Annotated in this window: 20 protein-coding genes and 1 other annotated feature; of the genes, 17 read left to right on the top strand and 3 right to left on the bottom strand. The window is 60.0% G+C overall.

Features of this window, described 5'->3' with window-relative positions:
- Window positions 1–142: 142 nt before the first annotated feature.
- From H8695_RS05435 to H8695_RS05400, 8 genes are all read left to right on the top strand, one after another.
- Window positions 143–1,771, top strand: a complete 1,629-nt coding sequence (locus tag H8695_RS05435; RefSeq protein ID WP_249299886.1) for a peptidoglycan D,D-transpeptidase FtsI family protein — start codon at window positions 143–145, stop codon at window positions 1,769–1,771.
- A gap of 132 nt (window positions 1,772–1,903) precedes the next feature.
- Window positions 1,904–2,105, top strand: a binding site (T-box leader).
- Between the two features lie 69 nt (window positions 2,106–2,174).
- Window positions 2,175–4,814, top strand: coding sequence for an alanine--tRNA ligase (gene alaS, locus H8695_RS05430; RefSeq protein WP_249299885.1), 2,640 nt, complete (start codon window positions 2,175–2,177; stop codon window positions 4,812–4,814).
- 14 nt (window positions 4,815–4,828) lie between these two features.
- Window positions 4,829–5,173 carry a histidine triad nucleotide-binding protein gene (locus tag H8695_RS05425; RefSeq protein WP_249299884.1) on the top strand — a complete coding sequence of 115 codons (345 nt, stop codon included), beginning with the start codon at window positions 4,829–4,831 and terminating at the stop codon, window positions 5,171–5,173.
- A 14-nt stretch (window positions 5,174–5,187) separates the two neighbouring features.
- The gene (locus H8695_RS05420; protein WP_249299883.1) at window positions 5,188–5,751 is read left to right on the top strand and encodes a phosphoribosyltransferase family protein; all 564 of its coding nucleotides are present in this window, start codon (window positions 5,188–5,190) and stop codon (window positions 5,749–5,751) included.
- Window position 5,752: 1 nt separating this feature from the next.
- Window positions 5,753–6,451, top strand: a complete 699-nt coding sequence (locus tag H8695_RS05415) for a coenzyme F420-0:L-glutamate ligase (protein ID WP_249299882.1) — start codon at window positions 5,753–5,755, stop codon at window positions 6,449–6,451.
- Window positions 6,452–6,543: 92 nt separating this feature from the next.
- Window positions 6,544–8,922 carry a DNA internalization-related competence protein ComEC/Rec2 gene (locus H8695_RS05410; protein WP_249299881.1) on the top strand — a complete coding sequence of 793 codons (2,379 nt, stop codon included), beginning with the start codon at window positions 6,544–6,546 and terminating at the stop codon, window positions 8,920–8,922.
- Window positions 8,922–9,998 (top strand): DNA polymerase III subunit delta, encoded by a 1,077-nt coding sequence (holA, locus tag H8695_RS05405; RefSeq protein WP_249299880.1) that lies wholly within the window; start codon window positions 8,922–8,924, stop codon window positions 9,996–9,998. The genes H8695_RS05410 and holA overlap by 1 nt, the downstream gene beginning before the upstream one ends.
- Window positions 9,941–10,585 (top strand): ribonuclease M5, encoded by a 645-nt coding sequence (locus H8695_RS05400; RefSeq protein ID WP_249299879.1) that lies wholly within the window; start codon window positions 9,941–9,943, stop codon window positions 10,583–10,585. The genes holA and H8695_RS05400 overlap by 58 nt, the downstream gene beginning before the upstream one ends.
- Window positions 10,586–10,616: 31 nt before the next feature.
- Here H8695_RS05400 and H8695_RS05395 read toward each other — a convergent pair whose 3' ends face one another.
- Window positions 10,617–11,183: a manganese efflux pump MntP gene (locus tag H8695_RS05395; RefSeq protein ID WP_249299878.1), complete on the bottom strand. Its 567-nt coding sequence runs from the start codon at window positions 11,181–11,183 to the stop codon at window positions 10,617–10,619.
- A gap of 268 nt (window positions 11,184–11,451) precedes the next feature.
- Between H8695_RS05395 and H8695_RS05390 the strand changes: the two genes are divergently transcribed.
- From H8695_RS05390 to H8695_RS05350, 9 genes are all read left to right on the top strand, one after another.
- The gene (locus H8695_RS05390; RefSeq protein WP_249299877.1) at window positions 11,452–13,305 is read left to right on the top strand and encodes a trypsin-like peptidase domain-containing protein; all 1,854 of its coding nucleotides are present in this window, start codon (window positions 11,452–11,454) and stop codon (window positions 13,303–13,305) included.
- 11 nt (window positions 13,306–13,316) lie between these two features.
- A complete protein-coding gene (locus tag H8695_RS05385) occupies window positions 13,317–13,907 on the top strand; it encodes an MBL fold metallo-hydrolase (RefSeq protein ID WP_249299876.1) in 591 nt (196 codons plus the stop codon).
- Between the two features lie 268 nt (window positions 13,908–14,175).
- Window positions 14,176–14,955 carry a creatininase family protein gene (locus H8695_RS05380; protein ID WP_249299875.1) on the top strand — a complete coding sequence of 260 codons (780 nt, stop codon included), beginning with the start codon at window positions 14,176–14,178 and terminating at the stop codon, window positions 14,953–14,955.
- Window positions 14,956–15,014: 59 nt separating this feature from the next.
- Window positions 15,015–16,067 (top strand): substrate-binding domain-containing protein, encoded by a 1,053-nt coding sequence (locus H8695_RS05375; protein WP_249299874.1) that lies wholly within the window; start codon window positions 15,015–15,017, stop codon window positions 16,065–16,067.
- A gap of 94 nt (window positions 16,068–16,161) precedes the next feature.
- Window positions 16,162–17,652 carry a sugar ABC transporter ATP-binding protein gene (locus tag H8695_RS05370; RefSeq protein ID WP_249299873.1) on the top strand — a complete coding sequence of 497 codons (1,491 nt, stop codon included), beginning with the start codon at window positions 16,162–16,164 and terminating at the stop codon, window positions 17,650–17,652.
- An 11-nt stretch (window positions 17,653–17,663) separates the two neighbouring features.
- Entirely contained in the window at window positions 17,664–18,647 is a 984-nt protein-coding gene (locus H8695_RS05365; RefSeq protein WP_249299872.1) for an ABC transporter permease, read from the top strand.
- A 12-nt stretch (window positions 18,648–18,659) separates the two neighbouring features.
- Window positions 18,660–19,658, top strand: coding sequence for an ABC transporter permease (locus H8695_RS05360; protein ID WP_249299871.1), 999 nt, complete (start codon window positions 18,660–18,662; stop codon window positions 19,656–19,658).
- A 4-nt stretch (window positions 19,659–19,662) separates the two neighbouring features.
- Window positions 19,663–20,760, top strand: coding sequence for a M42 family metallopeptidase (locus H8695_RS05355; RefSeq protein ID WP_249299870.1), 1,098 nt, complete (start codon window positions 19,663–19,665; stop codon window positions 20,758–20,760).
- Between the two features lie 12 nt (window positions 20,761–20,772).
- Entirely contained in the window at window positions 20,773–22,248 is a 1,476-nt protein-coding gene (locus H8695_RS05350) for an FGGY-family carbohydrate kinase (protein WP_249299869.1), read from the top strand.
- A gap of 42 nt (window positions 22,249–22,290) precedes the next feature.
- Here H8695_RS05350 and H8695_RS05345 read toward each other — a convergent pair whose 3' ends face one another.
- On the bottom strand, window positions 22,291–22,584 hold the full coding sequence (locus H8695_RS05345; RefSeq protein ID WP_249299868.1) for a Dabb family protein: 294 nt from the start codon (window positions 22,582–22,584) through the stop codon (window positions 22,291–22,293).
- 57 nt (window positions 22,585–22,641) lie between these two features.
- Entirely contained in the window at window positions 22,642–23,295 is a 654-nt protein-coding gene (gene trhA, locus H8695_RS05340; protein ID WP_249299867.1) for a PAQR family membrane homeostasis protein TrhA, read from the bottom strand.
- Window positions 23,296–23,360 lie beyond the last annotated feature (65 nt).

Raw genomic sequence — 23,360 nt, 5'->3', positions numbered from 1 at the left:
CCTCCCGGCAAAAAGTACCGTTACAAGTATATCATATTTTACCGGAAAGTAAACCGTGCGGCCATTACGGTTTCGTTACAGTTTTCGCATAAACCGCCGCCGCCCGCCCAAACTAAGGGGAGAATTGGTTGGGAGGGATGCTATGTACCGGCGCAGTGTTGCCATCTTCGGCACCTTTGTGGTGATTCTGGGCATTCTGGCGCTCAAGGTCGCGTCTCTCGCCATCATCGGCGGGCCCGAGATCAGCGCGACCGCCCAGCGGCAGCAGGAGGCGGTGCTCACCGTCGCGAAAAAGCGCGGCACCATCTACGACTGCAACGGCGTGGCGCTCGTCAACAACGGCAAGTCACTCACCGCCATTGTCGAGCCGACCTTTTTTGCCGACCGCCAGGCGCTCTATGAGCTGCTGCGCCCCGTCGCGCTCGACATCAGCGACGAGGAGCTGCTCAAAAAGGTCGAGCGCAAGTCGCCGTTCACACTCACCGTCAACCGCCGCCTTGACGAACAGAAAGGGCTCAAGATCATCGACACCGTGCGCCGCTACGAGGGCGCGATCCTCGCGCCTCACATTCTCGGCAATGTCACGGCAGACGGGCTGGCCGGTCTCTCGGGCATTGAAAAGGCGTTCGACGAGCTGCTCGCCGACGGGGGTGAGATGACGGCGTCCGTCACCCTCGATGCGACAGGAAAACCACTCGAGGGGCTGCCGGTGTCTATCTTCTCCGAGCACTATGACAGCAAGAGCGGCGTCGTGCTCACCATCGACAGTAAAATTCAGGCCATTGCCGAACAGGCTGCGCGCGACCACTTTGAAAAGGGGGCCATTGTGGTGGCCGAGGCCAAGACCGGCAAGCTGCGCGCCGTTGTCAGCCAGCCGGGCTTTGTGCTGCAGAAGATGAGCTACTATCTCAGCTCCGACAACGGGGAGCTTCTCAACCGGGCGTTTGAAAACTACAACGTCGGCTCCATTTTCAAGCTTGTCGTCACAGCGGCCTACAGCGAAAAAGAGGGCAAGCCATACGACAAGTCGGTCTTCTGCGACGGCGGCATCACCGTGGGCGGGCGCCGCTTTGCCTGCCACTATGCAAACGGCCACGGGTGGAGCGATCTGACCCGCGGCTTTACCAAGTCGTGCAATCCCTTTTTCATCAAAATGGCGCAGGACACCGGCTACAACGAGATCATTGACATGGCCCGGCGCCTGGGCCTCGATCAGAAGATCGTCTTTGCCGACGGCCTGTCGGCCCGCGCGGGCAACCTGCCCGAGAAGAGCAGCGGCGCACCGCCGGCACTTGTTGCCAACACCGCCATCGGCCAGGGCGAAATCATGGCGTCGCCCGCAGGGCTTGCGCAGCTGACCCAGGTCTTTGCAAACGATGGCTACAAGCTTCCGCTCACCCTCATTGAGGGCACGGTGGACGAAGCGGGCACGTTCACGCCCGCCGAGGGCGTGCGCGGCGAGCAGGTCGTACGCCCGGGGACGGCGGAGCTTGTGCGCTCGCTGATGGAGCAGACCTGCCAGAGCGGCACAGGTACCACGGCGGTGCCCGAGGGGAGCACAGCCGGCGGCAAGACAGCGAGCGCCGAGACCGGCTGGCGGGAGGACGGCGAGGCCGTTATCCACGGCCTTTTCACCGGCTTTTTTCCGGCTGAAGACCCACAGTATGTCATCACCGTGCTCGTCGAAAATGGCAAGAGCGGCTCGGTTGCCGCGTCGCCCGTGTTCCGCGAGATCGCCGAGGGAATTCTCGCGCTTGAGGGCGGCTCCTGAAGGCCGCCCTTTTCCTCTGTCGGGCAGCGGGTGGAGCGGGGTGGAAAAATTTCGCCGGCCCGGCGGGGAACCGGGCGGCAAACGCTTGACAAATCCGCCGGGAATCAGTAAGATGATGTTGTGTTTTCAATAGTTTGAACGATGAGAGACAAGAGTAGGGCAGGATGAGCCGATCAGAGAGGGTGGCCTTGGCTGTGAGCCGCCCCGGCGGACGTGTCCGAAAGCCGGTCTTGAGTTTGCGGCAAACCCGCGACGTCTTGTCCGCGTTAAGGATCAAAGTGGCGCCTCTGGCGCAATGAGGGTGGTACCGCGGTGTGTATGCTTCGTCCCTGTTTTGGGGAGCGGAGCATTTTTTCTGTTTGAAAAAGTAAAAAAGTTTACCATAAAGGAGATTTGTAAGACAATGGAATGGATGGGACTCAACGAGATCCGCGAGAAGTTTCTCAGCTTCTACGAGAGCAAGGGGCATCTGCGCCTGCCGAGCTTTCCGCTCGTGCCGCAGAATGACAAGAGCCTGCTGCTGATCAACTCGGGCATGGCGCCGCTCAAGCCCTATTTTACGGGCGAGGTCACCCCGCCGCGCAAGCGTGTGACCACCTGCCAGAAGTGCATCCGCACGCCCGACATCGAGCGCGTCGGCAAGACGGCCCGCCACGGGACGTTCTTTGAGATGCTCGGCAACTTCTCGTTTGGCGACTATTTCAAAAATGAGGCGACCGCCTGGGCGTGGGAGTTTTCCACCCAGGTGATGGGTCTGCCGCCCGAGCGCATCTATGTTTCGATCTATGAGGATGACGACGAGGCGTTCGAGATCTGGACCAAGAAAGTCGGCATCCCCGAGGATCACATGGTGCGTCTGGGCAAGGAGGACAACTTCTGGGAGATCGGCACCGGCCCCTGCGGCCCCTGCTCGGAGCTCTACTTCGACCGCGGCCCGGAGCACGGCTGCGGCAAGCCCGACTGCGCCGTGGGCTGCGACTGTGACCGCTTCATCGAGTTCTGGAATCTGGTGTTCACCCAGTTTGACAGCGACGGCAAGGGCAACTACGACCGGCTCGCCCACCCGAACATCGACACCGGAATGGGCCTTGAGCGCCTGGCGTGCATCATGCAGAACGTCGACAACCTCTTTGAGGTCGACACCATTCAAAACGTGCTCAAACACGCGGCGAAAATGGCGGGCGTGACCTACAAACAGAATGAGAAGACCGATGTCTCGCTGCGCGTCATCACCGATCACATCCGCTCGACCACCCACATGATCTGCGATGGTGTGCTGCCCTCGAACGAGGGGCGCGGCTATGTGCTGCGGCGGCTGCTGCGCCGCGCGGCGCGCCACGGCCGCCTGCTCGGCATCAAGCCGGGCTTCCTCAGCGAGCTCTGCGACACGGTCATCAATGAGAGCAAGGACGCCTATCCGGCACTTGAGGAGAAGCGCGGTTACATCAAAAAGGTCATCCAGATGGAGGAGGAGCGCTTCGACCAGACCATCGATCAGGGCATGAGCATCCTCGGCGAGCTGATCGAGGGGCTGAAGAGAGACGGAAAAAAGGAGCTGCCGGGCGACGAGGCGTTCAAGCTCTATGACACGTTCGGCTTTCCGATTGACCTGACCCGCGAGATTCTCGAGGAGCAGGGGCTCGCCGCCGATGAGCAGGGCTTCGCACAGCTCATGGAGCAGCAGCGTGAACGCGCGCGCTCGGCGCGCGCCGGCGCCGGCGAGGTCGCCTGGACCGAGACGGTGCTCGGCAAGCTCGACCGCGGGCTCAAGACGGAATTTGTCGGCTATGAGACGCTCGAAAACGAGGCGAAGATCATGGCGCTGATCAAGGACGGTGAGCTTGTCACAGGCGTTCAGACCGACGACGAGGTGACCGTCATCACCGACCGCACGGCGTTTTATGCCGAGAGCGGCGGCCAGGTGGGCGACACCGGAACGCTCACCGGCGCCGGCGGCGAGATTCGTGTGACCGACTGCCACAAGACGCCCGACGGCAAGTATCTGATGAGCGGCGTCGTGACCCGGGGCAGCTTTATGGACGGCGACACGGTCACCTGCACGGTTGACCGCGAGCGCCGTGAGGCCATCATGAGAAACCACAGCGCGGCCCATCTGCTCCAGGCGGCTCTGCGCCGCGTGCTCGGCGAGCATGTCGAGCAGGCGGGCTCCTATGTCGACGAGCACCGTGTGCGCTTTGACTTCACCCACTTCGCGGCCGTCACGCCGCAGGAGCTTTGCGAGGTTGAGCGTCTTGTCAATATCGCGGTCATGCAGGCGATTGAGGTCACGGTCTGTGAGACCAGCATGGCCGAAGCCAAAAAGATGGGCGCGATGGCCCTGTTCGGCGAGAAGTACGGCGACGTGGTGCGCGTGGTCAAGATGGGCGACGTGTCGACCGAGCTCTGCGGCGGCACGCACCTGGCGAACACCGGCAAGATGGGCCTTTTCAAAATACTCTCCGAGTCGTCCGTGGCGGCGGGTGTGCGCCGCATCGAGGGCACGACCGGCTTCGGCGTTCTGCAGATGCTCGAGCAGAGAGAGCGGGAGCTCGACGAGGTTGCCGCCGTGATCAAGTCGTCGGCGACCGATCTTGTCAAGCGCGCGCAGGCGCTTGTGGCTGAGAATAAGAACATGCACCGCGAGCTCGAGGCGCAGGCGGCAAAGCGTGCGAGCGACGCGGCGGCCAATCTGACGGCAAACGCCAAAGACATCGCGGGGCTCATGGTGATCGCGGCCCGCCTCGAGGGAGCGGGAACCGACACGCTGCGCACGGCGGGCGACGATCTCAAGGCAAAGCACGAGAACGTCGTGGCGGTGCTCTGCGGCGGCAGCGGCGACAAGCTCAACTTCTGCGCCGTCTGCGGCAAGCAGGCGGTAGAGCGGGGCATGAACGCGGGCGCGATTGTGCGCGAGGTCGCCAAGGTCACCGGCGCCAACGGCGGCGGCCGGCCGGACAGCGCCATGGCGGGCTGTAAGGATGCATCCAAGGTGGACGAGGCGCTCGGCATCGTCGAGGGGCTTGTCGCCTCCACCGTCAAATAGAGAGGAGCACGCGGATGAACGACTGTATTTTCTGCAAGATCATCGCCGGGGAGATCCCCAGCAAAAAGGTCTATGAGGACGATTTGATTTTCGCATTCCATGACATCAACCCCCAGACGGATGTGCACATTCTGCTGGTGCCGAAGACCCACATCGCGTCGGCTGACGGCGTCAACGAGGACAACAGCGCCGCGGTGGCGCGCATCTTTGAGGTGATTCCCCGGCTTGCGGACGCGCTGCGCGTGAGCGACAATTACCGCATCATCTCCAACTGCGGCGAGAGCGTTGGACAGACGGTGAGACATCTTCACTTCCATCTGCTTTCGGGGGCTGCCGTATCCAAAGACCGACTCGTTTGAGAGGAGAGAGAATCATGAGCGAACAGAGAACCTATCATCTTGAGGTGGCAGGCCTCTCGCGGGAGCTGCCCATCTGCCGGGTGAACGACGAGCTGGAAATTGCGGCTTTCGTCATCTTCGGCGACGTTGAGCTGACCGTGGCCTGCGCGCGTGAGCTGATCAAAAAGATGCCTGAGCACGACATCATGCTCACGGCCGAGGCGAAGAGCATCCCGCTGATTCACGAAATGGCGCGCCAGATGGGCGAGAACCAGTATATTATCGCCCGCAAGATGGAAAAACTGTATATGCGCGAAACCTTTGTGGTGGACGTCAAATCCATCACGACCGAGAAAGTACAGCATCTGGTCATCGACCAGCATGAGGCGGAATTGATGAAAGGCAGGCGTGTGGTGCTCGTCGACGACGTCATCAGCACCGGTGAGTCGGTCAAGGCGCTCGAGGAGCTCGTGCGCCGCGCGGGCGGCACGGTGGTCGGGCGGCTCGCGATTCTCGCCGAGGGCGAGGCGGCCGAGCGCCATGACATCCAGTATCTCGAGCCGCTGCCGCTGTTTTTCAAAAACGATAAAGGAGAATAGCATGTCGGAATTAAAAGCCAACGAGGGCAAAAAAGAGTGCATGGAGGTCGACGGCGTCAGCTATCTGCGCCTGCCGATCAAGACCTGTGTTGTGACCGCTGAGCACAACATTGTAGATGTCGCGGCCGAGTATGTCACGCCCCACATCGAAGAGGGGGATATCCTCTTTATCAGCGAAAAATCGGTCGCCTGCTCCCAGAGACGCGCCGTGCCGCTTACAGACATCCACCCGCGGCCGCTTGCGAAGTTTCTGACCAAGTTTGTCTACAAGTCGCCCTACGGCATCGGCCTCGGCATCCCTGAGACGATGGAGATGGCGCTGCGCGAGTGCGGCACGATGCGCATTCTCTTTGCCGCGTTCTGCTCGGCGATCGGCAAGCTCATCGGCCGACGCGGATGGTTTTACAAGGTCGCCGGTTACCGCGCGGAATCGATCGACGGGCCGACCCCCTACACGCTGCCGCCCTACAACAAGTATGTGGTGCTCGGGCCGGATAAGCCGGACGAGGTGGCAAAGTCCATCTCCCAGAGGCTTGGAATTCCAGTGGCGATTGTCGACATCAACGATCTCAAGGGCAAGGTGCTCGGAGCATCGGGGCCGGAGGTCGACCGGGAACTTGTGCCGAAGATCCTGCGCGACAACCCCCTCGGCCAGTCCGGTCAGCAGACGCCGATGGGCCTGATTCGAAAAGCAAACTGATACGGTACACAGAGCGAAGCGCAGACGCGCTTCGCTCTTTTCTGTTGAAAGCGCCGGGTCCTGCCTGTATAATAGCAGCAGGGGGTGAGGCTGTGAAACGGATCCTGGCGGGAATGCTCTTCTGTTACATTGCGTCGCTCTTTGCCCTCTCGCAGCTGCCGCTGCGCGCCGCACTCATCCTGCTGCTCGCGGGCGTGCTGGCGGCGGCCGCCTACGCCTATGCCCGCCGCCAGTGGAAGACGGCGTTTTGGGTGCTCGGCATAGTGGCTGCAGCGGCGCAGTTTTTCGTCTACACCGCGCTTGTCTACACACCGGCGGCCGATCTCGCAGACGAGCGGCACACCTATGTCGCCGAGATTTCCGATCTTCCCTACGAGGGCGACGGCTTTCGCATCGAGCAGGTCCGCCTGATCGAGGCGGACGGGGAAAAGATCTTCGGCGGGCCGAAAGCGGGGCTCTTCTATGAGGGGGACAAACCGCTGCAAATAGGTGACCGAGTGATCTTTACCGCAACCCTCAAGCTCTATGAGACGCCGATCGTCGGCTTTGACAGCTACGCCTACAACCGCGCGAAAGGTCTCTATCTGAGAGGCTCAATAAAAGACGGCGCGCTCACGGTGGAGCAGCCGCAGCGCCGGCCGCTCTACTACCATCTGCGCGCGGCCAACCGCTCTGCGAGAGCGGGGCTTGCGCGCTATCTCGACGGTGAGACGCTCGGGCTTGCGTCGGGTGTGCTGCTCGGGGACAAGCAGGGACTTCGCGACGCGACCATTCTCAGTTTTCGCCGCGCAGGCCTCTCCCATATCATGGCGGTCTCCGGTATGCACATGGCCTTTCTGGTTTCGCTTCTCACGGCGCTGCTGGGCGCGCTGCGGCTCGGGCCGAGAAAAAAGGCCGTTCTGGTATCGGTCGGTGTGATCGCCTTTATGCTTCTGACCGGCTGTACGCCGTCGGCAACCCGCTCCGCGCTCATGGTTCTCATTGCGCAGGGGGCGGTGCTCTGCTACCGCGAGGCTGACACGCTGACCTCCCTTGCCGCAGCGGTTGCGGCCATTCTGGTGGTCAATCCCTATGCTGCGGGCGACGTGGGGCTGCAGCTGAGCTTCACGGCGACGCTCGGAATCGTACTCTGGGCGACACGGCTTTCAGGTGTGTTTCGGCGGCCGATCGAGCGCAGCCGTCTGCCGAAACCGGCTGTCCGTCTGCTCGGCGGCGCGGCTGCTGTGGTTGCGACATCACTTTCAGCGACGGCGGCCACCGTGCCGGTACTCGCCGTTCAGTTCGGTACCATTTCACTGGCGGCGCCGCTGTCCAATCTGCTTGTCGTGTTTGCGGTGTCGGTGTTGTTTTTCCTGAGCATCATTCTCGCGGCGGTCTCACCCGTCGCCTTTCTGGGGAGGCTGGTGGCCTTGCCGGTTACGGAAGTTGCCAATTACATACTGACAGTGACAAAGGCTGTGGCGAAGCTGCCTTTCGCGAGCATCGACGTCCACTGGGCGTGGTTCTGGCTGGCGCTCGCGGGCATTGCGGTACTGACCGGCGGCTACTTCTGGTTTCGCAGCCGGGAGAGCAAAACACGCCGAAAGTCCGCAGGGCGTGTGCGCTTCTACCCGGTTCTCATCGCGGGTGCTCTGCTGGTGGTGATCGGCTATGGCACGGCGCCCGCCGGCGTTGCGTCGCCGGAGCTTCCGGCCGCAAAGAGTGACATTCTCACCTATGCAATGGTCAACGTCGGCCAGGGCGACGCGACGCTTCTCGCACGGGACGGCCGGGCCGTGTTGCTCGACTGCGGCAGCGACGACTGGAGCATGCCGTCTGAGCAGGTTGACGCCTATCTGCGCGCCGCCGGCATTCACTCGGTGGATGCGGCGGTGCTCACCCACTTTCACAAGGACCACGCGAACGGCCTCGATGAGATGATCGAGCTCTACCGGATTCCGGTGGTCTATCTGCCCTATCTGGCGCCGGGAAACAGCTACTATGAGGACATCGCCGCCTCGGCGCAGGCGGTCGGCTGCGAGCTGCGTGTCGTCGAGCAGGACATGAGCGTCACACTCTGGGACGATCTCGTGCTCACGATCTACGCCGACCAGATTGACAGGGACGACGAGAACTCCGGCCTTGTCATTCTCGCCGACTACCACGACTCGGAAATACTGATCACGGGCGATGCCGAGCAGGGAGACGAGCGGGCGCTGGTCGACTTGGGCGCCGCGCTTGACGCGGATGTGATCAAGGTGGGCCACCACGGCTCGAACACCTCGTCGACCGCGGAGTTTCTCATGGAGGTCACGCCGTCAATCGCCCTGATTTCGGTGGGGCCCGACAACAGCTACGGCCACCCGCACGAGGAGGTGCTCGCGCGCTACGGGCGATTTGCAGACGCACTCTACCGCACCGACGAGCAGGGCGATATCACACTCATGACAGCGGGGGACGGCGTCTTTGCCGTCGCCCTGGGAGGAAACTGATGTACAAGAGCCAAAGGGAACTCAAAAAGGACGCTGTGCGCGCCTTTCTCAAGGACTGTAAGGAGGGCCGCTTCGACGGAGCCTATGTCTTCTCCGGCGAGGAGGACTATCTCAAGGAGCACTATTTCGGGCTCTTCAAAAAGTACTTTCTCGGCCCGGGGGACGACCAGTTTGCCCTGACGGTCTTTGACGACATGAGCTTTGTGCTCGAGGATTTTCTCGATGAACTCGACAACGTCTCCTTTGCGATGAGCAACCGCATTCTTCTGCTGAAAGATGTTGACACCCGCAAGCTCAAGGGGGAGCCGAGAAAGCAGCTGCTCGATGCGCTCGCCGCAGTGCCGCAGGGCACGGCCGTCGTGTTCTACTACGACAGTGCCTACCTTGCAGGCGACGACGCGGCCCGCCGCGCCCGCCAGAGTGAGATCACAGCGCTCGGCAAGAGCGCAAGGCTGCTCGAGTTCTCGCGGCAGGATGCCCGTGAGCTCGTCGGATGGATTCGCCGCCACTTTGAGGCCGAGGGCAAGCGCATCGACGATCAGACGGCGAACTATCTGATTCTCGTGACCGACGCCGACATGGTCGCGCTCAACAACGAGATTGAGAAGCTCGCGCTCTATGTCGAGGGACCTGACGTCAGCCGGGAGGACATCGACGAGGTGGCCTCGCGCTCGACAGGGGTCAACATCTTTGAGATCACCGACTGCATCCTGAGCCGTAACTATGACAGGACACTGCGGCTGCTGACGGCCTGCCGGCTCAACCGCGAGGAACCGACCGTGATTCTCTATCACATCGGCGTGATGTTCTCCGAGCTTTTGTATGTGGCGCTCGCCGCGGCGCGGGGTATCACGAGTGTCGACACGGTCGCAGCCGACTTCGGCGTGAAAGCAAACCGCAAGTTCATTCTGCGCCGGTACTTCAACGCGGTGTCGACGCTCAATGTGGACTTTTTGAAACAGTGCATCGGCCTCATCAGCGAGGCCGACCGGAATCTGAAGAAAAGCAGGCTCAACAAATGGACGGAACTCGAAATGCTGATCGCGCGCATGATCAGCGCGCAAATCAGAAAATAGCGGTTCGCGAGGCGATCATCGTCGAGGGCAAGTACGACAAGATCAAGCTCTCAGCCGTCGTCGACGGACTCATCATTGAGACCGGCGGCTTTCGCATCTTCAAGGACCGCGAAAAGATGCAGATGCTGCGCGAGCTCGCGCGGCGGCGCGGGCTTTTGATTCTCACGGACAGCGACCGCGCGGGCTTTGTCATACGCGGCTATCTGCGCGGGGCCATCCCTGAGGGAAGCATCCGAAACGCCTACATTCCCGATATTCTCGGCAAGGAGCGCCGCAAGGCCGCCCCGTCGAAAGAGGGGAAGCTCGGCGTGGAGGGGATGGAGCTGCAGACGCTGCGCGATGCGCTCGAGCGCGCGGGCGTGACCCCGAGGGCGCCGCAGGAACGCCCGCCGCGCCGTGTCACAAAGACGGATTTCTATGAGGCGGGACTCTCGGGCGGGCAGGGCAGCGCACAGCGCCGCGCCAGGCTGTGCCGGGAGCTCTCACTGCCGGAAAATCTGTCGGCCAAGGGACTTCTCGAGATGGTCAATGTGCTGATGGACTTTGAGGAGTACCGGCAGACGGTGTCTCGCCTGTTCAAACCGTAAAAGAGCGGGCCCAGCGGGGCCCGCTCTCACTCTATGCAAAGGTGTGTTCGATGAATATTTTGAGCCCGATGCCGATGAGGATGAGACCGCCGAGAATTTCGGCTTTCTGCCCCCACCGGCCGCCGAAGATCCGCCCGAGAAAGAATCCCGCAAAGCTGCACAGAAAGGTTGTTACCCCGATAAAGCCGGCGGCGTAGAAGATGTTCACATCCATCACCGCAAAGCTGACCCCGACGGCGAGCGCGTCGATGCTGGTCGCCACGCCCTGCATCAGCAGAAGCTGAAAGGAGAATTTGCGCGCCGGGCAGCTCTCGGGTTCGCGCAGCTCGCGAATGGCCTCGATGAGCATCTTTCCGCCGATGAAACCGAGAAGCACGAGGGCGATCCAGTGGTCGAGCGACGAGATGGCCCCGGCGAAAGTACGCCCGGCAAAATAGCCGATCATCGGCATGCCGGCCTGAAACACCCCGAAGACAAGAGCGGTCAAAAACGCCTGCTTCCGGCCGGCCTGCGGATAACACAGACCATCGGAAATGGAGACCGCAAAGGCGTCCATCGACAGCCCGAGCGCAATGAGAAAGAGTGTAAAAACGCCCATGACAACCATCCTTTACAAAAGAAAAAGGCCCATGTACGGTTCGCCGTACATGAGTCTCGTTTTTTAAGGCAAGCCAGGCCCAAAGGCCAGAGTGTTGACTTGTCACACCGAGGTGCAAACTACTCCCCCATGAAAAGTTGCTTCAGTTTACCATATTCGACACGCCGCGTCAAGCCCTGCCAAGGAGAAGACTCCAAAAAGATACGTGACAAAATGTATGGAAATATATATAATAAAGCTATATCAATGGGACAGGGAGGGCAATTGTATGAAACGGTTTGCAAGACCCATGTGTGCTGCCATTGTGATGGCTTTGCTGCTGCTGACTGTGATACTTCCTGCCGGCGCGGCGTCGGCCTATGAGTCATATGCGCAGTGCCTCTCGGAGCTCGGCGTCTTCAAGGGCACGGGAAACGGCTTTGAGCTCGAACGTGCGCCGACGCGTGCCGAGGGGCTTGTGATGCTTATTCGGCTGCTCGGCGCGGAACAGCAGGCAACCGCTCTTGCAGACGCGGAGATCCCCTTTACCGATGTGCCGGCATGGGTGCACGGTTATGTCGCCTATGCCTACCAGAACGGGCTTGCAAACGGCATTGCAGCCGACAAATTCGGAACCGACAATCTGATCGACGCGCGTATGTATACGACGTTTCTGCTGCGCAGTCTTGGCTACCGGGATACCGAGGGGGATTTTACCTACGCAAAAGCCGTGGAATTTGCCACCGGAATCGGGCTGATCCCCTCGGATTTGAATGCCAGACTTGCGAGCGAAACGTTTGTGCGCGGTCATGTTGCCAGGATGTCCTACGACGCGCTGCGTTTCCCCTGCAAGGGCGAGCAGACATTGCTCGTCGAGAAGCTGGAGCGGGACGGCAAGCTGTCTGTCGGCATGGCAAACAAATTCATCGCAACTGTCATTGACCCCAATCAGGCGCAGACTGCGGTGGACGTCGCCGACAACAAGAGGAGCATTGTACTCATACGCGCCGCCAACGGCGATTCTTCCTGGCAGGGGAGCGGCATCATCCTCGACGCAGACGGGACGATTGCGACAAATTTCCATGTGATGGATCAGGCCGAGGCTATGATGGTGCAGTTTGACGACGGCACGATCTACACGGGCGAAGTCGTTGTGCAGGACTACAGCATTGAGCATGACCTCGCCGTCATCAAAATCAATAAGACGGGGCTGACGCCGGTGAAGCTCGGCGACTCCAATCAGCTGAAAGTCGGCGAGAGCGTCGTTGCCATCGGCAGCCCGGTCGGCCTGTTCAATACGGTGTCACAGGGCGTTGTCTCCTCGATTCGGGACGGCAGAATTCAGACCTCAGCGCCGATCAGCGGCGGCAGCAGCGGTGGCGCGCTGTTCAATATGAAAGGCGAGGTGATTGGCGTCACCGCCTCGACAATTGTGGACGGGCAGAACCTGAACTTCGCCATTCCCGTCAATATTCTCAAAGGTCTGTCCGGGAAGAGAGCGCTCTCGCTGACTGCCTTTTGCAGGGAGACATTTCTCAACCCGCCTCAAAATCTGCGGTTGGTGCGCGAGGTGGACGGCGTCTACTATGTGCAGTTCGACCCAGTGCCCTTCGCGGACTACTACAATGTCTATTACGCACCGCCTGAGGACATGTACTGGTACGAGCCGTATGCGATGGTTTGGAGTGAGGATTACTCCTTTTCAGTCGACTGGATTAAGCCGGGCGAAACGTATGAATTTGCGGTCAAGGCGGTGCGCCTTGGCGCACAGTCGGATGAAAGCAACGTCCTCACCATAAAGAGGGATCTTTCTCTGAACAGCCGGATTCCCTGTTACAGCGACGCCTGGTGGGTTCCGGACTTCAGCAAAATCTGCGGCTATAAGGAGAACTTTCACTACACAGCTTATAACTGCGTGTCATACTACTACAGTGTCGATCGTTTTGAATACATTGAAGCCTATTATGATCTGCTGTTCGACAGCGGTTATTATTATGACGATGTAATGAGTAACGAGCTTACGGGTGACGGCGATAGCTTTAACGTGCCGATGTACTTTTATAATCCGAGCATTGGTAAGGGGATCGTCTGTGATATCACCTCTGCCTATGGGGAATTTCAGATCTTTACCATGACGCAATAGGAGGCAAGCAGATGGCAAAACTGTACTATCAGGGTCACGGGAGCTACCGTCTGTGTTCCGACGAGGGGACGGTCGTTTATGTCGACCCTTACGCAGGGGACGGGTATGAGCTGCCGGCCGATGTCATTTTGGTGACCCACGACCACTACGACCACAATGTGATCGATCTGCCCGGCCGCAAGCCGGGCTGTGCCGTCATCACCTGGCGCGAGGCGCTCGAGGGCGGCGTACACCGGAGTTTTGCCGTCGGCGGCGTGCAGATGCAGGCTGTTCCGGCGAGCAACCGCAACCATGACCCAAATGTCTGTGTCGGCTTTCTCATCACCGTTGACGGGGTGAAGCTCTACGCCGCGGGCGACACTTCAAAGACTGAGGCCATGGCCGGCATGGCGGCGCTCGAGCTCGACTATGCGCTGCTGCCCATCGACGGCGTCTATAACATGGACCCGGCCGAGGCGGCCGAGTGTTCAAGGCTGATCGGGGCGAAGCACACCATCCCGATTCACATGAAACCAGGCGAGCTCTTTGATGAGGAGATGGCGCGCGCTTTCCGGGGAAAGGACCCGCTGATTGTCAGACCCGGTCAGGAGATTGCACTGTGACGAAAATGCCTCAGACGGCCAGCCTGTCGTGCCTGTTTGAAAAACAGAGAAATACAAAGACCGGTGGAGTGTGACGGACACAACGATAACAGATACATCATTCCACTGTCGGTGGAACGAAAAGCGCGGCATCGAATGCCGCGCTTTTCTGTCGTTAAGAAATAAAAATATATGTTCGGGTTCTCGATTTTTGACAGGTTATGTGCTATACTGTAGCAAGACCTTATCCGACGGGATACAACCGGCTACATTGAGTGGAGGAATTGCGATGTTACAGTATTTGACGAAGCTGCGCTCCAACGAAGTCGCAGCACTCGACAGGAAAAAGACCATTGTGGTGCTCCCGATCGCAGCCCATGAGCAGCATGGCAAACACCTGCCCATCGGCACCGATACGCTGATTCTCGAGGGGGTCATTCAGAGCTTTGAGAAGAACGTCCCCGCTCAGATGGACGTTCTCGTGCTGCCCACCATTGCCGTCGGCAAGAGCAACGAGCACATGAGCTTTTGCGGAACGCTGACCTACAGCCTTGACACCCTGATTGCCATGCTGCGCGACATGGCCAAGAGCGTCGCGCGCCACGGCTTTGAGAAATTTGTGATGCTCAACGCCCACGGCGGCAACACCGATGTGCTCAACGCGGTCGCCCGCGACATGCGCGACGACTACGGCCTGCGTCCGTTTGTGATCGACTGGTGGTTCACCGATTTCTGGGCTGACCTGATGAAGGACATTCAGCAGAGCCCGCGCGACGGCGTGTTTCATGCCTGCGAGCTTGAGACAAGCCTGATTATGGCGCTGCACCCCGAGCTTGTCGACCGCGAGGCCTGCATCGACTCGTACCCGCCGGAGCAGATGAGAAAAAATCGCTTTGTCACGGTGTTCGGCCCGGTCAACATGGGCTGGGTCACCGCCGACATCAGTAAGACCGGTGTCATCGGCGCCGCCACCAAGGCGACCCCGGAAAAGGGCCGTATGATGCTCGACTACGCGGGCAAAAAGCTCGTCGGCATCTTTGAGGAGATTCAGGCGATCCCCTCGCTGTGAAGCCCACTCTACAGGCAGAGCCTGTGTTGATGGATAAGTTTGGAGGAGGAAAAAAGAAAATGAAAAGAGTACTTGCACTGCTTCTTGCAGCGGTCATGCTGCTGGCGCTGGGCGCCTGCGCCAAGACCCCTGCTGAAGATCCCGACACAAACCCCGGCAGCACCACCGACCCCGGCACGACAGAGCCGGAGAAGACCGAGCTTGACATTGTCACCATCCCGAAGCTCAAGGGAATCGCCTGGTTTGACCAGATGATCCCCGGCGGCGAGGAGTGGGTCGCGAAAAACGGCGGCACTTTCTACCAGGGCGGTTCCGCCACCCCGGACTCGGCGCTTCAGCTTCAGGCTCTTGAGGACGCCATCACCCAGAAAGTTGATGTCATCCACATCGTTCCCCTTGCCACCGAGCCCCTTGAGATTACAATGAAAAAAGCCATGGACCAGGGTATCGTTGTCATCAGCCACGAGGCTCCGAGTGCCGAAAATGTCCACTACGATGTGGAGGCGTTCCAGAATGCCGCCTACGGCGAACATCTGATGCAGGCCCTTGCCAAAGAGATGGGCGAAGAGGGCGAGTATGCCATCATCCTCGGTTCCATCCAGGCGCAGACTCACAAGGAGTGGTCTGACGCCGCCGTCGCCTATCAGAAGGAGCACTACCCGAACATGAAGCTCGTTGCGGACTATGTCGAATCGAACGAGAATCAGGATACCGCCAAGACCAAGACCCAGGAGCTGATGAAGACCTACCCGAACCTCAAGGGCATTATCGGCTGCTCGGTCATCGATCCGGCCGGCGCCGCTCTGGCAGTGGAAGAGGCTGGCAAGTCCGGTGAGATCAAGATCGTCGGCACCAGCGTTACCGAGACCTCGGGCAAATTCCTTGAGTCCGGTACGATTCAGATGATCTCCCTGTGGGATACCAAGCAGACCAGCTACGCCATGTGCGAAGTGGCCAAGATCGTCAAAGAGGGCGGCACGGTTAAGACCGGTGACAACCTCGGCGCCGAGGGCTATGAGTCCGTTGTGGTGGACGGCAAGGTGATCTACGGAACCGCCTGGCTCGATTTCACCGCAGAAAACATGAACGATGACCCCTATATCACGAAATAACTGTCCTTACAAATTCATATGATCACAATGTGGTGCGCACCGGTCTCCGGCTGCGCACCACATTCAAAATCGGAACAGGAAGGGAAGTGGACAAATGGGTGAACCATTTCTGACGCTTCGCCATATCAGCAAGTCGTTTGGCGGCGTTCATGCGCTGACTGACGTGAGCTTTTCCATCGAGGCAGGCGAGACCTACTGCCTGATGGGGGAAAATGGCTCGGGGAAATCGACCCTGATCAAAATCATATCCGGCGTGTACGAGGCTGACGAGGGCGAAATCATCATCGGCGGCAAGAGCCGCCGCAAGCTCACCCCGGTCGAATCGATCAAAGAGGGAATCCAGATCATCTATCAGGATTTCTCGGTCTTTCCCAACCTCTCGGTTGCGGAGAACATCGCGCTGTCGAGTATGGTCATTGGAAAGAAGAAGCTGGTCAACCGCAGGGAGATGCGGCGCATTGCGTCCGAAGCGCTCGCGCGCATCGGCGTTGAGCTGCCGCTCGATGAGCTGGTTGAAGAGCTGCCCGTCGCAGGCAAGCAGATTGTCGCGATTGCGCGCGGCATTGCGCAGGACGTCAAGCTTCTCGTGATGGACGAGCCGACGACAGCTCTGACCCACAAGGAGATCCTGGCGCTGTACAAGATCATCGAAGCGCTCAAAAAGAAAGGCGTCTCGATTGTTTTTGTCAGCCACAAACTCGAGGAGGTCTTCTCCATCTCCGAGAAGATCGCCATTTTGCGAAACGGCAAAAAGGTGCTCGACGACCGCATTGAGAACTTTGATCCGGCGAGTCTGACCTACCATATGACCGGCCGCGAGATTCCGAGCGTCCCCTACGAGTATGTTCCGCAGGAGGATGGAAAGCCGATTCTGGAGGTGGAGGCCCTCTCGATGAAAGGGGCCTTTGAGGATGTCAGCTTCTCCCTTTTGCCAAGGGAGATTCTCGGCGTCACCGGCCAGCTCGGCTGCGGGCGAACAGAGCTTGCAAAGGCCCTGTTCGGCATCGGGGAGAAGAGCGGCAAAATCAGGCTCGGCGGCGAGGAGGTCAAAATCGACAGCGTGCTCGACGCGCACCGGCTCGGCATCGGCTATGTGCCGGAGGACCGCTTGAGCGAGGGCCTGTTTTTGACCCGCTCGCTCACGGATAACATCACCGTGGCGGGCGTTGACCGCCTGGCGCACGGCATCATGCTCGACCGGCGCGAGTTCACCGCTGAGGCCGAGAAATGGCTTGCGGAACTCGACATCAACTCGGCGGGGGCCGACGCGCCGGCGTCCTCTCTCTCGGGCGGCAATCAGCAGCGCGTGGTGCTCGCCAAATGGCTTGCGACAAGCCCGAAGCTCCTGATTCTCAACTGTCCGACCGTCGGCGTCGACGTGGGCTCCAAAAACCAGATTCATGAAATCATCAAAGATCTCGCCCGCAGAGGGATTGGCATCATCGTCATATCGGACGACATCGGCGAGATTCTGACGCTCTGCAACCGGGTGCTGCTCATGCGCGACGGCAAGGTCGTACGGCAGTATCAAAGCGCAGAGACCACAGCGGATCAGCTCGAAAAAGATCTGATTCAGGCACAGTAGGGGGTGATGAGATGCGAATTAAGAAAATGGTAAAGTCCAACGAGTTCTTCCTGTTTTGCATCATCGCCGCAATCTGTGTCATCTTCGGAATTGTCAACCCGGCTTTCTTCTCCATTGTAAATGTGTTTGACATTCTGAGAAGTATGATTGAAATCGGAATTTTTGCCATGGGAAGTCTGGTCGTCATGGTATCGGGCGGACTTGACCTCTCATTTATGGCCATTGCGGTGTTCGCCATGCACTCCGTTGTGGGGCTGTTTGGTGTGAACTGGCCGGAGGCGCCCATGCTGCTTCTGTTCGCGTGCGGCGTTGCCATCGGCATTCTGCTGGGGCTCTTCAACTCCGTCTTTGTGGCGAAATTCCGGCTGCCCGCTTTCATTGTCACACTCGGTACGAGCTACGCGATCAAGGGCTTCTGCCTTGCCATCATCGGAAGCAAGCAGAACAACAACATTCCCGACGCCATGACCGCGTTTTCCAAGAGCAATCTTCTCTCGATTGAAACGCCGCTCGGCAAGGCGAATCTGCACGTTGGGGTGCTGCTGCTGGCGGGCATTGTGCTCGTGACCTGGTTTTTGCTCTCGAAGACGACGCTCGGGCGCAGCATCTACTGCATTGGCGGCAGCCCCGCATCGACCGAGCGCATCGGTTTTCGCAGCGCGGCGGTACTCATGTTTGTGTACGCCTACGCCGGCGCTCTGGCCGGAATCGGCGGCATCACCCACGCTTCGTTCCAGCGCATGTCGAACCCCTTTGATCTGGTCGGCGGCGAGCTCAACGTCATTGCGGCGGTCGTACTCGGCGGCCCGCGGGCGGGCGGCGGCTACGGCAACGTCACGGGGACTGTGCTCGGCGTGTTGCTCATCACGCTGATCAACAACAGCCTCGTCATGCTCAGAGTACCGACTTTCTGGCAGAAAGCGGTGGTGGGGCTGATCATCATCCTCGGTACGACAGTTCAGATCTACCGATACAAAAAGAGCAGGAAAGCGTAGGGGGATGAGAGTATGCAGAAAATAAAACAGCTTGCCTCAAAGGACCGCCATCTGACGCGGCTCTTCGCCATTTTTCTCGTTGTGACGGCCGTTATGTGTATTCTCGAGCCGGAGCTCTTTTTGTCGGTGGCGAATTTCAAATCCATGTCGCTTCAGTTCCCGGAGCTCGGCTTTCTCTCCATTGCGGCGGCGCTCGTGATGATGAGCGGCGGCATTGATCTGTCGGTCACCGGCACTGCAATGCTCTCGGGTATTGCGGCTGCTCTGATCATGAAGCAAAATGGCGGAAGCGAGGCCTCGGTCGGCGTTGTGCTGCTTGCCATTCTCGCCGCGCTGGCGATGGGCGTCGTCTGCGGCCTGATCAACGCGACGCTTGTTGCGCGGGTGGGCATCGTTCCCATGCTCGCGACGCTCGGAACCATGAACCTCTTCACCGGTGCGGGCATCATTCTCACAAAGGGCACGGCGGTGACCGGCTTTTCCGGCGCTTTTCTGGCCATCGGAAACGGCGAGGTGCTCGGTGTTCCGGTTCCGCTGATTCTCTTTGTCATCGCAATCGGCGTGCTCGCCTTTTTCCTCAATCGCACAAAGCTCGGCTATAAGCTCTGTGTCTACGGCACCAACCCGACCGCCTCGTTCTACTCGGCGATCAATAACACCAAGGTGGTCTTTTCGACCTATCTGGTCAGCGGGATCGTCTCCTCCGTGGCTGGTATCATTATGGTCAGCCGTGTCAACACCGCGCGCGCGGACTTCGGTTCCTCCTACGGGCTTCAGGCGCTGCTGGTCGCAGTGCTCGGCGGAATCAACCCCTCGGGCGGCGGCGGGCGCGCAAGCGGCATTCTGCTGTCGATCATCACGCTTCAGTTCGTGTCGAGCGGCTTTAACATTCTGCGCATCGACTCGGTCTGGAAAGATCTGACCTGGGGCGCGCTGCTGGTCGGCATCATGGTGCTCAACACCGTCGGCGCGCGGCGCCGGCCCAAGAAGAAACCTGTGAAAGAGGGATAATGGAATGGATCGAAACGAACGAAAAGAGCTGCTTCGCGAGTATATGGCCATCCCGCGCCTGTCGGGCTATGAGGGAGAGATGGGTTACCGCTTCTGTGAGGATCTCGGCAAGCTCGCCGACCGGGCGGAAATTGACGAGATCGGCAATGTCATCGGCACCTTTGACGGCAGTGAGCCCGATGCGCCGGCGCTGATGATCTTCGCGCACATGGACACCATCGGCTTCATCATCACCTCGATTGACGAGGGAGGCTTTATCAAGGTCGACCGCATGGGCGGCGTGCCCGAAAAAGCCGTCTCTGCCACCGCGGTGCGCGTGGGCACAGAGGACGGCGGCTATGTCGACGGCATCATCGCGGCCAAGGCCTACCATGTGCAGAGCGCGCAGGAGAAAGAGCGCGCCGACTCGCTGTCAAACATGTTCATTGACATCGGCACCGAGAGCCGGGAGCAGACCCACGCGCTCGGCGTGCACGTCGGCTGCCCGGTGGTCTACGCCCCCCGCTTTATGGAGATCGGCACGGACCGCGTCGCCGGAAGCTATCTCGACGACGCCTCGGGGCTTGTGACGCTTCTTGAAGTGGCGCGTCACCTCCGGGAGAACCGGCCGAAAGCGACGGTACATCTCGTCGGCACGGTCTGGGAGGAGTTCAACGCCCGCGGCGCCATGATCGCGGCGCGCTCGGTCAAAACCAATATGGCCATCTGTCTGCTCGGCCCGGGCGCAGGCGATACCCCCGACCAGCGGGGAATCAACAACGTCCGCCTCGGCGGCGGGCCGGGCATCACCCTGTTCAACTTCCATGGTAAGGGCACGCTCAACGGCTGTGTGGCCCACCGGGGCATGTTCAACCGCATGAAGGAGTGCGCGGCCGCCGAGGGAATTTCCCTGCAGCGAAGCGCGGGGCGCGGCGCTCTGTCCGACACGGCTTACATCCAGCTTGAGGAAAAGGGAATTCCCTGTCTCGACATGGGTACGCCCGACCGGTACAGCCACTCGATGCTCGAGTGCCTGTCGCTGAGCGACCACGAGCAGACCGGGCGGCTGCTGTGCGCCTTTGTCGACTCGCTCGACAGCAGCTTTCAGACAAAGCGCTACTGAGAGGTGAGCAGAATGCGGGATTTGGTCATTGGAATCGACGGCGGCACCGGCGGTGTGCGCGCCTATGTCTTTGACGCGCACGGGCAGGTGCTCGGCCACGGCGACGCGCCCTATGAGACGCAGTACCCGGCCAGCGGCTGGGCGCAGCAGCGCCCGGACGACTGGTGGCAGGCAGTCTGCAGTGGTGTGCGCGCGGCAATGGAGCAGGCGGCTGTCGCACCGCAGCGCATCGCGGCGCTCTGCGCCGCGACGACGAGCTGCACCGTGCTCGCCTGTGCCAAGTCCGGCGAGGCGCTCGACGACGCCATCCTCTGGATGGATGTGCGCGCCTCGAAAGAGGCGGCCGACATCGAGGCACTCACGGGCCAGACGCTCTCGGCCGAGCTCTTCGTATGCAAGGCGCTGTGGCTGCTGCGAAACCGGCCGGAGCTCTGTGAGAGGGCCGACGTCCTGTGCGAGTACCAGGACTATCTCAACCACCGCCTGACGGGCGAGTGGTGTTTCTCGGTGAACACAGCCTGCAACTGGGGCTACAACAAGAGAAAAGGCGATTTTGAGCGGGACTTCTACCGGACAGTGGGACTGGGAGCAGTTCTGCCGAAACTGCCCTCCCGGGCGGTGAGCGCAGGTGAGAGAGTCGGTATGCTCTCGCCCGAGGCCGCGCAGGAGCTCGGTCTCGACACAGATGTGATGGTGGTGCAGGGGGGGATCGACTCCTCCATCGGCATGCTCGGTATGGGTGTTGCGGCGCCGGGACCGGTCGCGCTGATGACGGGCTCCTCCAACCTCGCGATGGCTGTCACGCAGGAGCCCATGTTCGGCCGGGGAGACGAGATCAACCTCGGGCCCGACTTTCTCGTTGATGGGTACTACACCAGCTTTCGCGGCCAGGTCTCGACCGGCTCGATTCTGCGCTGGTTCAAGCGTGAATTCTGCCGCGACCTCGGCGACGACGCTTTCCGCGAGTTGGACCGGCTTGCGGCGCAGGTGCCGCCGGGCAGCGGAGGACTGACCGTTCTCGACTACTGGCAGGGCAACCGTGTGCCGCACAACGATCCCGATGTGCGCGGGCTGATTTACGGCCTGTCCATGAACACGCCGCGCGAGGCGGTCTTCCGCGCCGTGATGGAGGGCGTGGCCTACGGCACGGACGATCTGCTGCGGGCGTTCACCGAAAAGGGCTTTCCGCTCAACGCCGTGTGCATCTCGGGCGGAACGACGCGATCGGACATCTTTTTGCAGATTCACGCGGATGTCTCGGGCGTGCCGTTTCTCGTCACCTGCGACTACTCAGTCGCGCTCGGGTGCGGCATCTGTGCCGCGCGGGCCGCGGGGATGTACGACACGCTGCCGCAGGCGGCGGCAGCGATGGTGCGCACGCAGAAAACCGTGCAGCCAAATGCGCAGAACCACACGCGCTACCTTGCGCTCGCCGAGCGGTACCGCTCGCTCTACCGGGCAATTCGCGGCTGGGTTCACGGAGAATAGAAAAAAAGCGCGCCGCTTTTGCGGCGCGCTTTTCTCTTTGGATTAAAACTCACAGTCACAGACTGCGCGGCCCTCGGTGACGCTTCGTACATAGCCGGCGGCCTCGAGGTGGGCGGGATGATTCTGATAGCCGTCGAGTGCCTCTCTGTCCGTAAGCTCCGACAGCAGACACAGGTCGTGGCCGGCAGGGTTGTAGTTGATGCCGACCTCGAGCTTCAAGAGACCGGGCACGACGCCGACAAGAGCCTCGAGCTTTTGCTTGATGAGCTTGCAGCAGTGCTCACGGCCTCCCTCGGCATCCGCTTTGATGTTCCAGAAGACAATGTGACGAACCATGGGTAACGCTCCTTTATTCTGTTGATGTAGCTATGGTATCGCAGGGGCGCGTGGCTGTCAAGCGACGAAGTAATAGACGGCAAAAAAGTGGCACAGAGTCGCCAGAATAATCAACACATGAAAGAGCTCGTGAAACCCAAATTTGGCGAAAAAATTAGGCTTTTTGAGGGCGTACATGACCCCTCCGACCGTGTAGATAACCCCGCCGAGCAAAACCAGGAAAAATGCGGTGGGATTGATCCTGGAAAAGGCGGGCAGATCGAGCAGCGCCGTCCACCCCATGATGATATAAATCGACGTGTAGAGCCATCGCGGCGCGTTGAACCAGCAGCATTTGACGATGATGCCGATCAGGGCAAAGGCCCAGACATAGATGGTGAAGTAGATTCCCTTGGGGTGGGGCAGAAGACTCAGACAGAAAGGCGTGTAGGTGCCGGCAATGAGAACATAGATCATCGAGTGGTCGAGCTTGCGAAAGATGAGCTTTGTCCGGTCGCTGCCGTTGCAGTAGTGGTGCGCGGCACTCGCCGAGTAGAGCGCGATCATGGAGATGCCGAAAATAGTCACCGACACAGTGTTGAGCAGCGAGTAGGGCACGGCGCGCAGGGACTTTGCAATCAGCAGTATGGTGCCCAGCAGACAGACAAAGGCGCCGACAAAGTGGGTTTGAAAACTCAGCGGCTCCCGCGCGCCATTCCAGAATTGTTTCATGATAAAGTGACCTCACAACTAAATGTAGTTTTTATTACTATATTATATGATTATTTTATCACAAC

The sequence above is a fragment of the Feifania hominis genome, from assembly GCF_014384765.1.
Lineage (GTDB): Bacteria > Bacillota > Clostridia > Oscillospirales > Feifaniaceae > Feifania > Feifania hominis.
The sequence above is the reverse complement of the archived record's forward strand: the minus strand, read 5'-3'. Positions and strand labels throughout refer to the sequence as shown.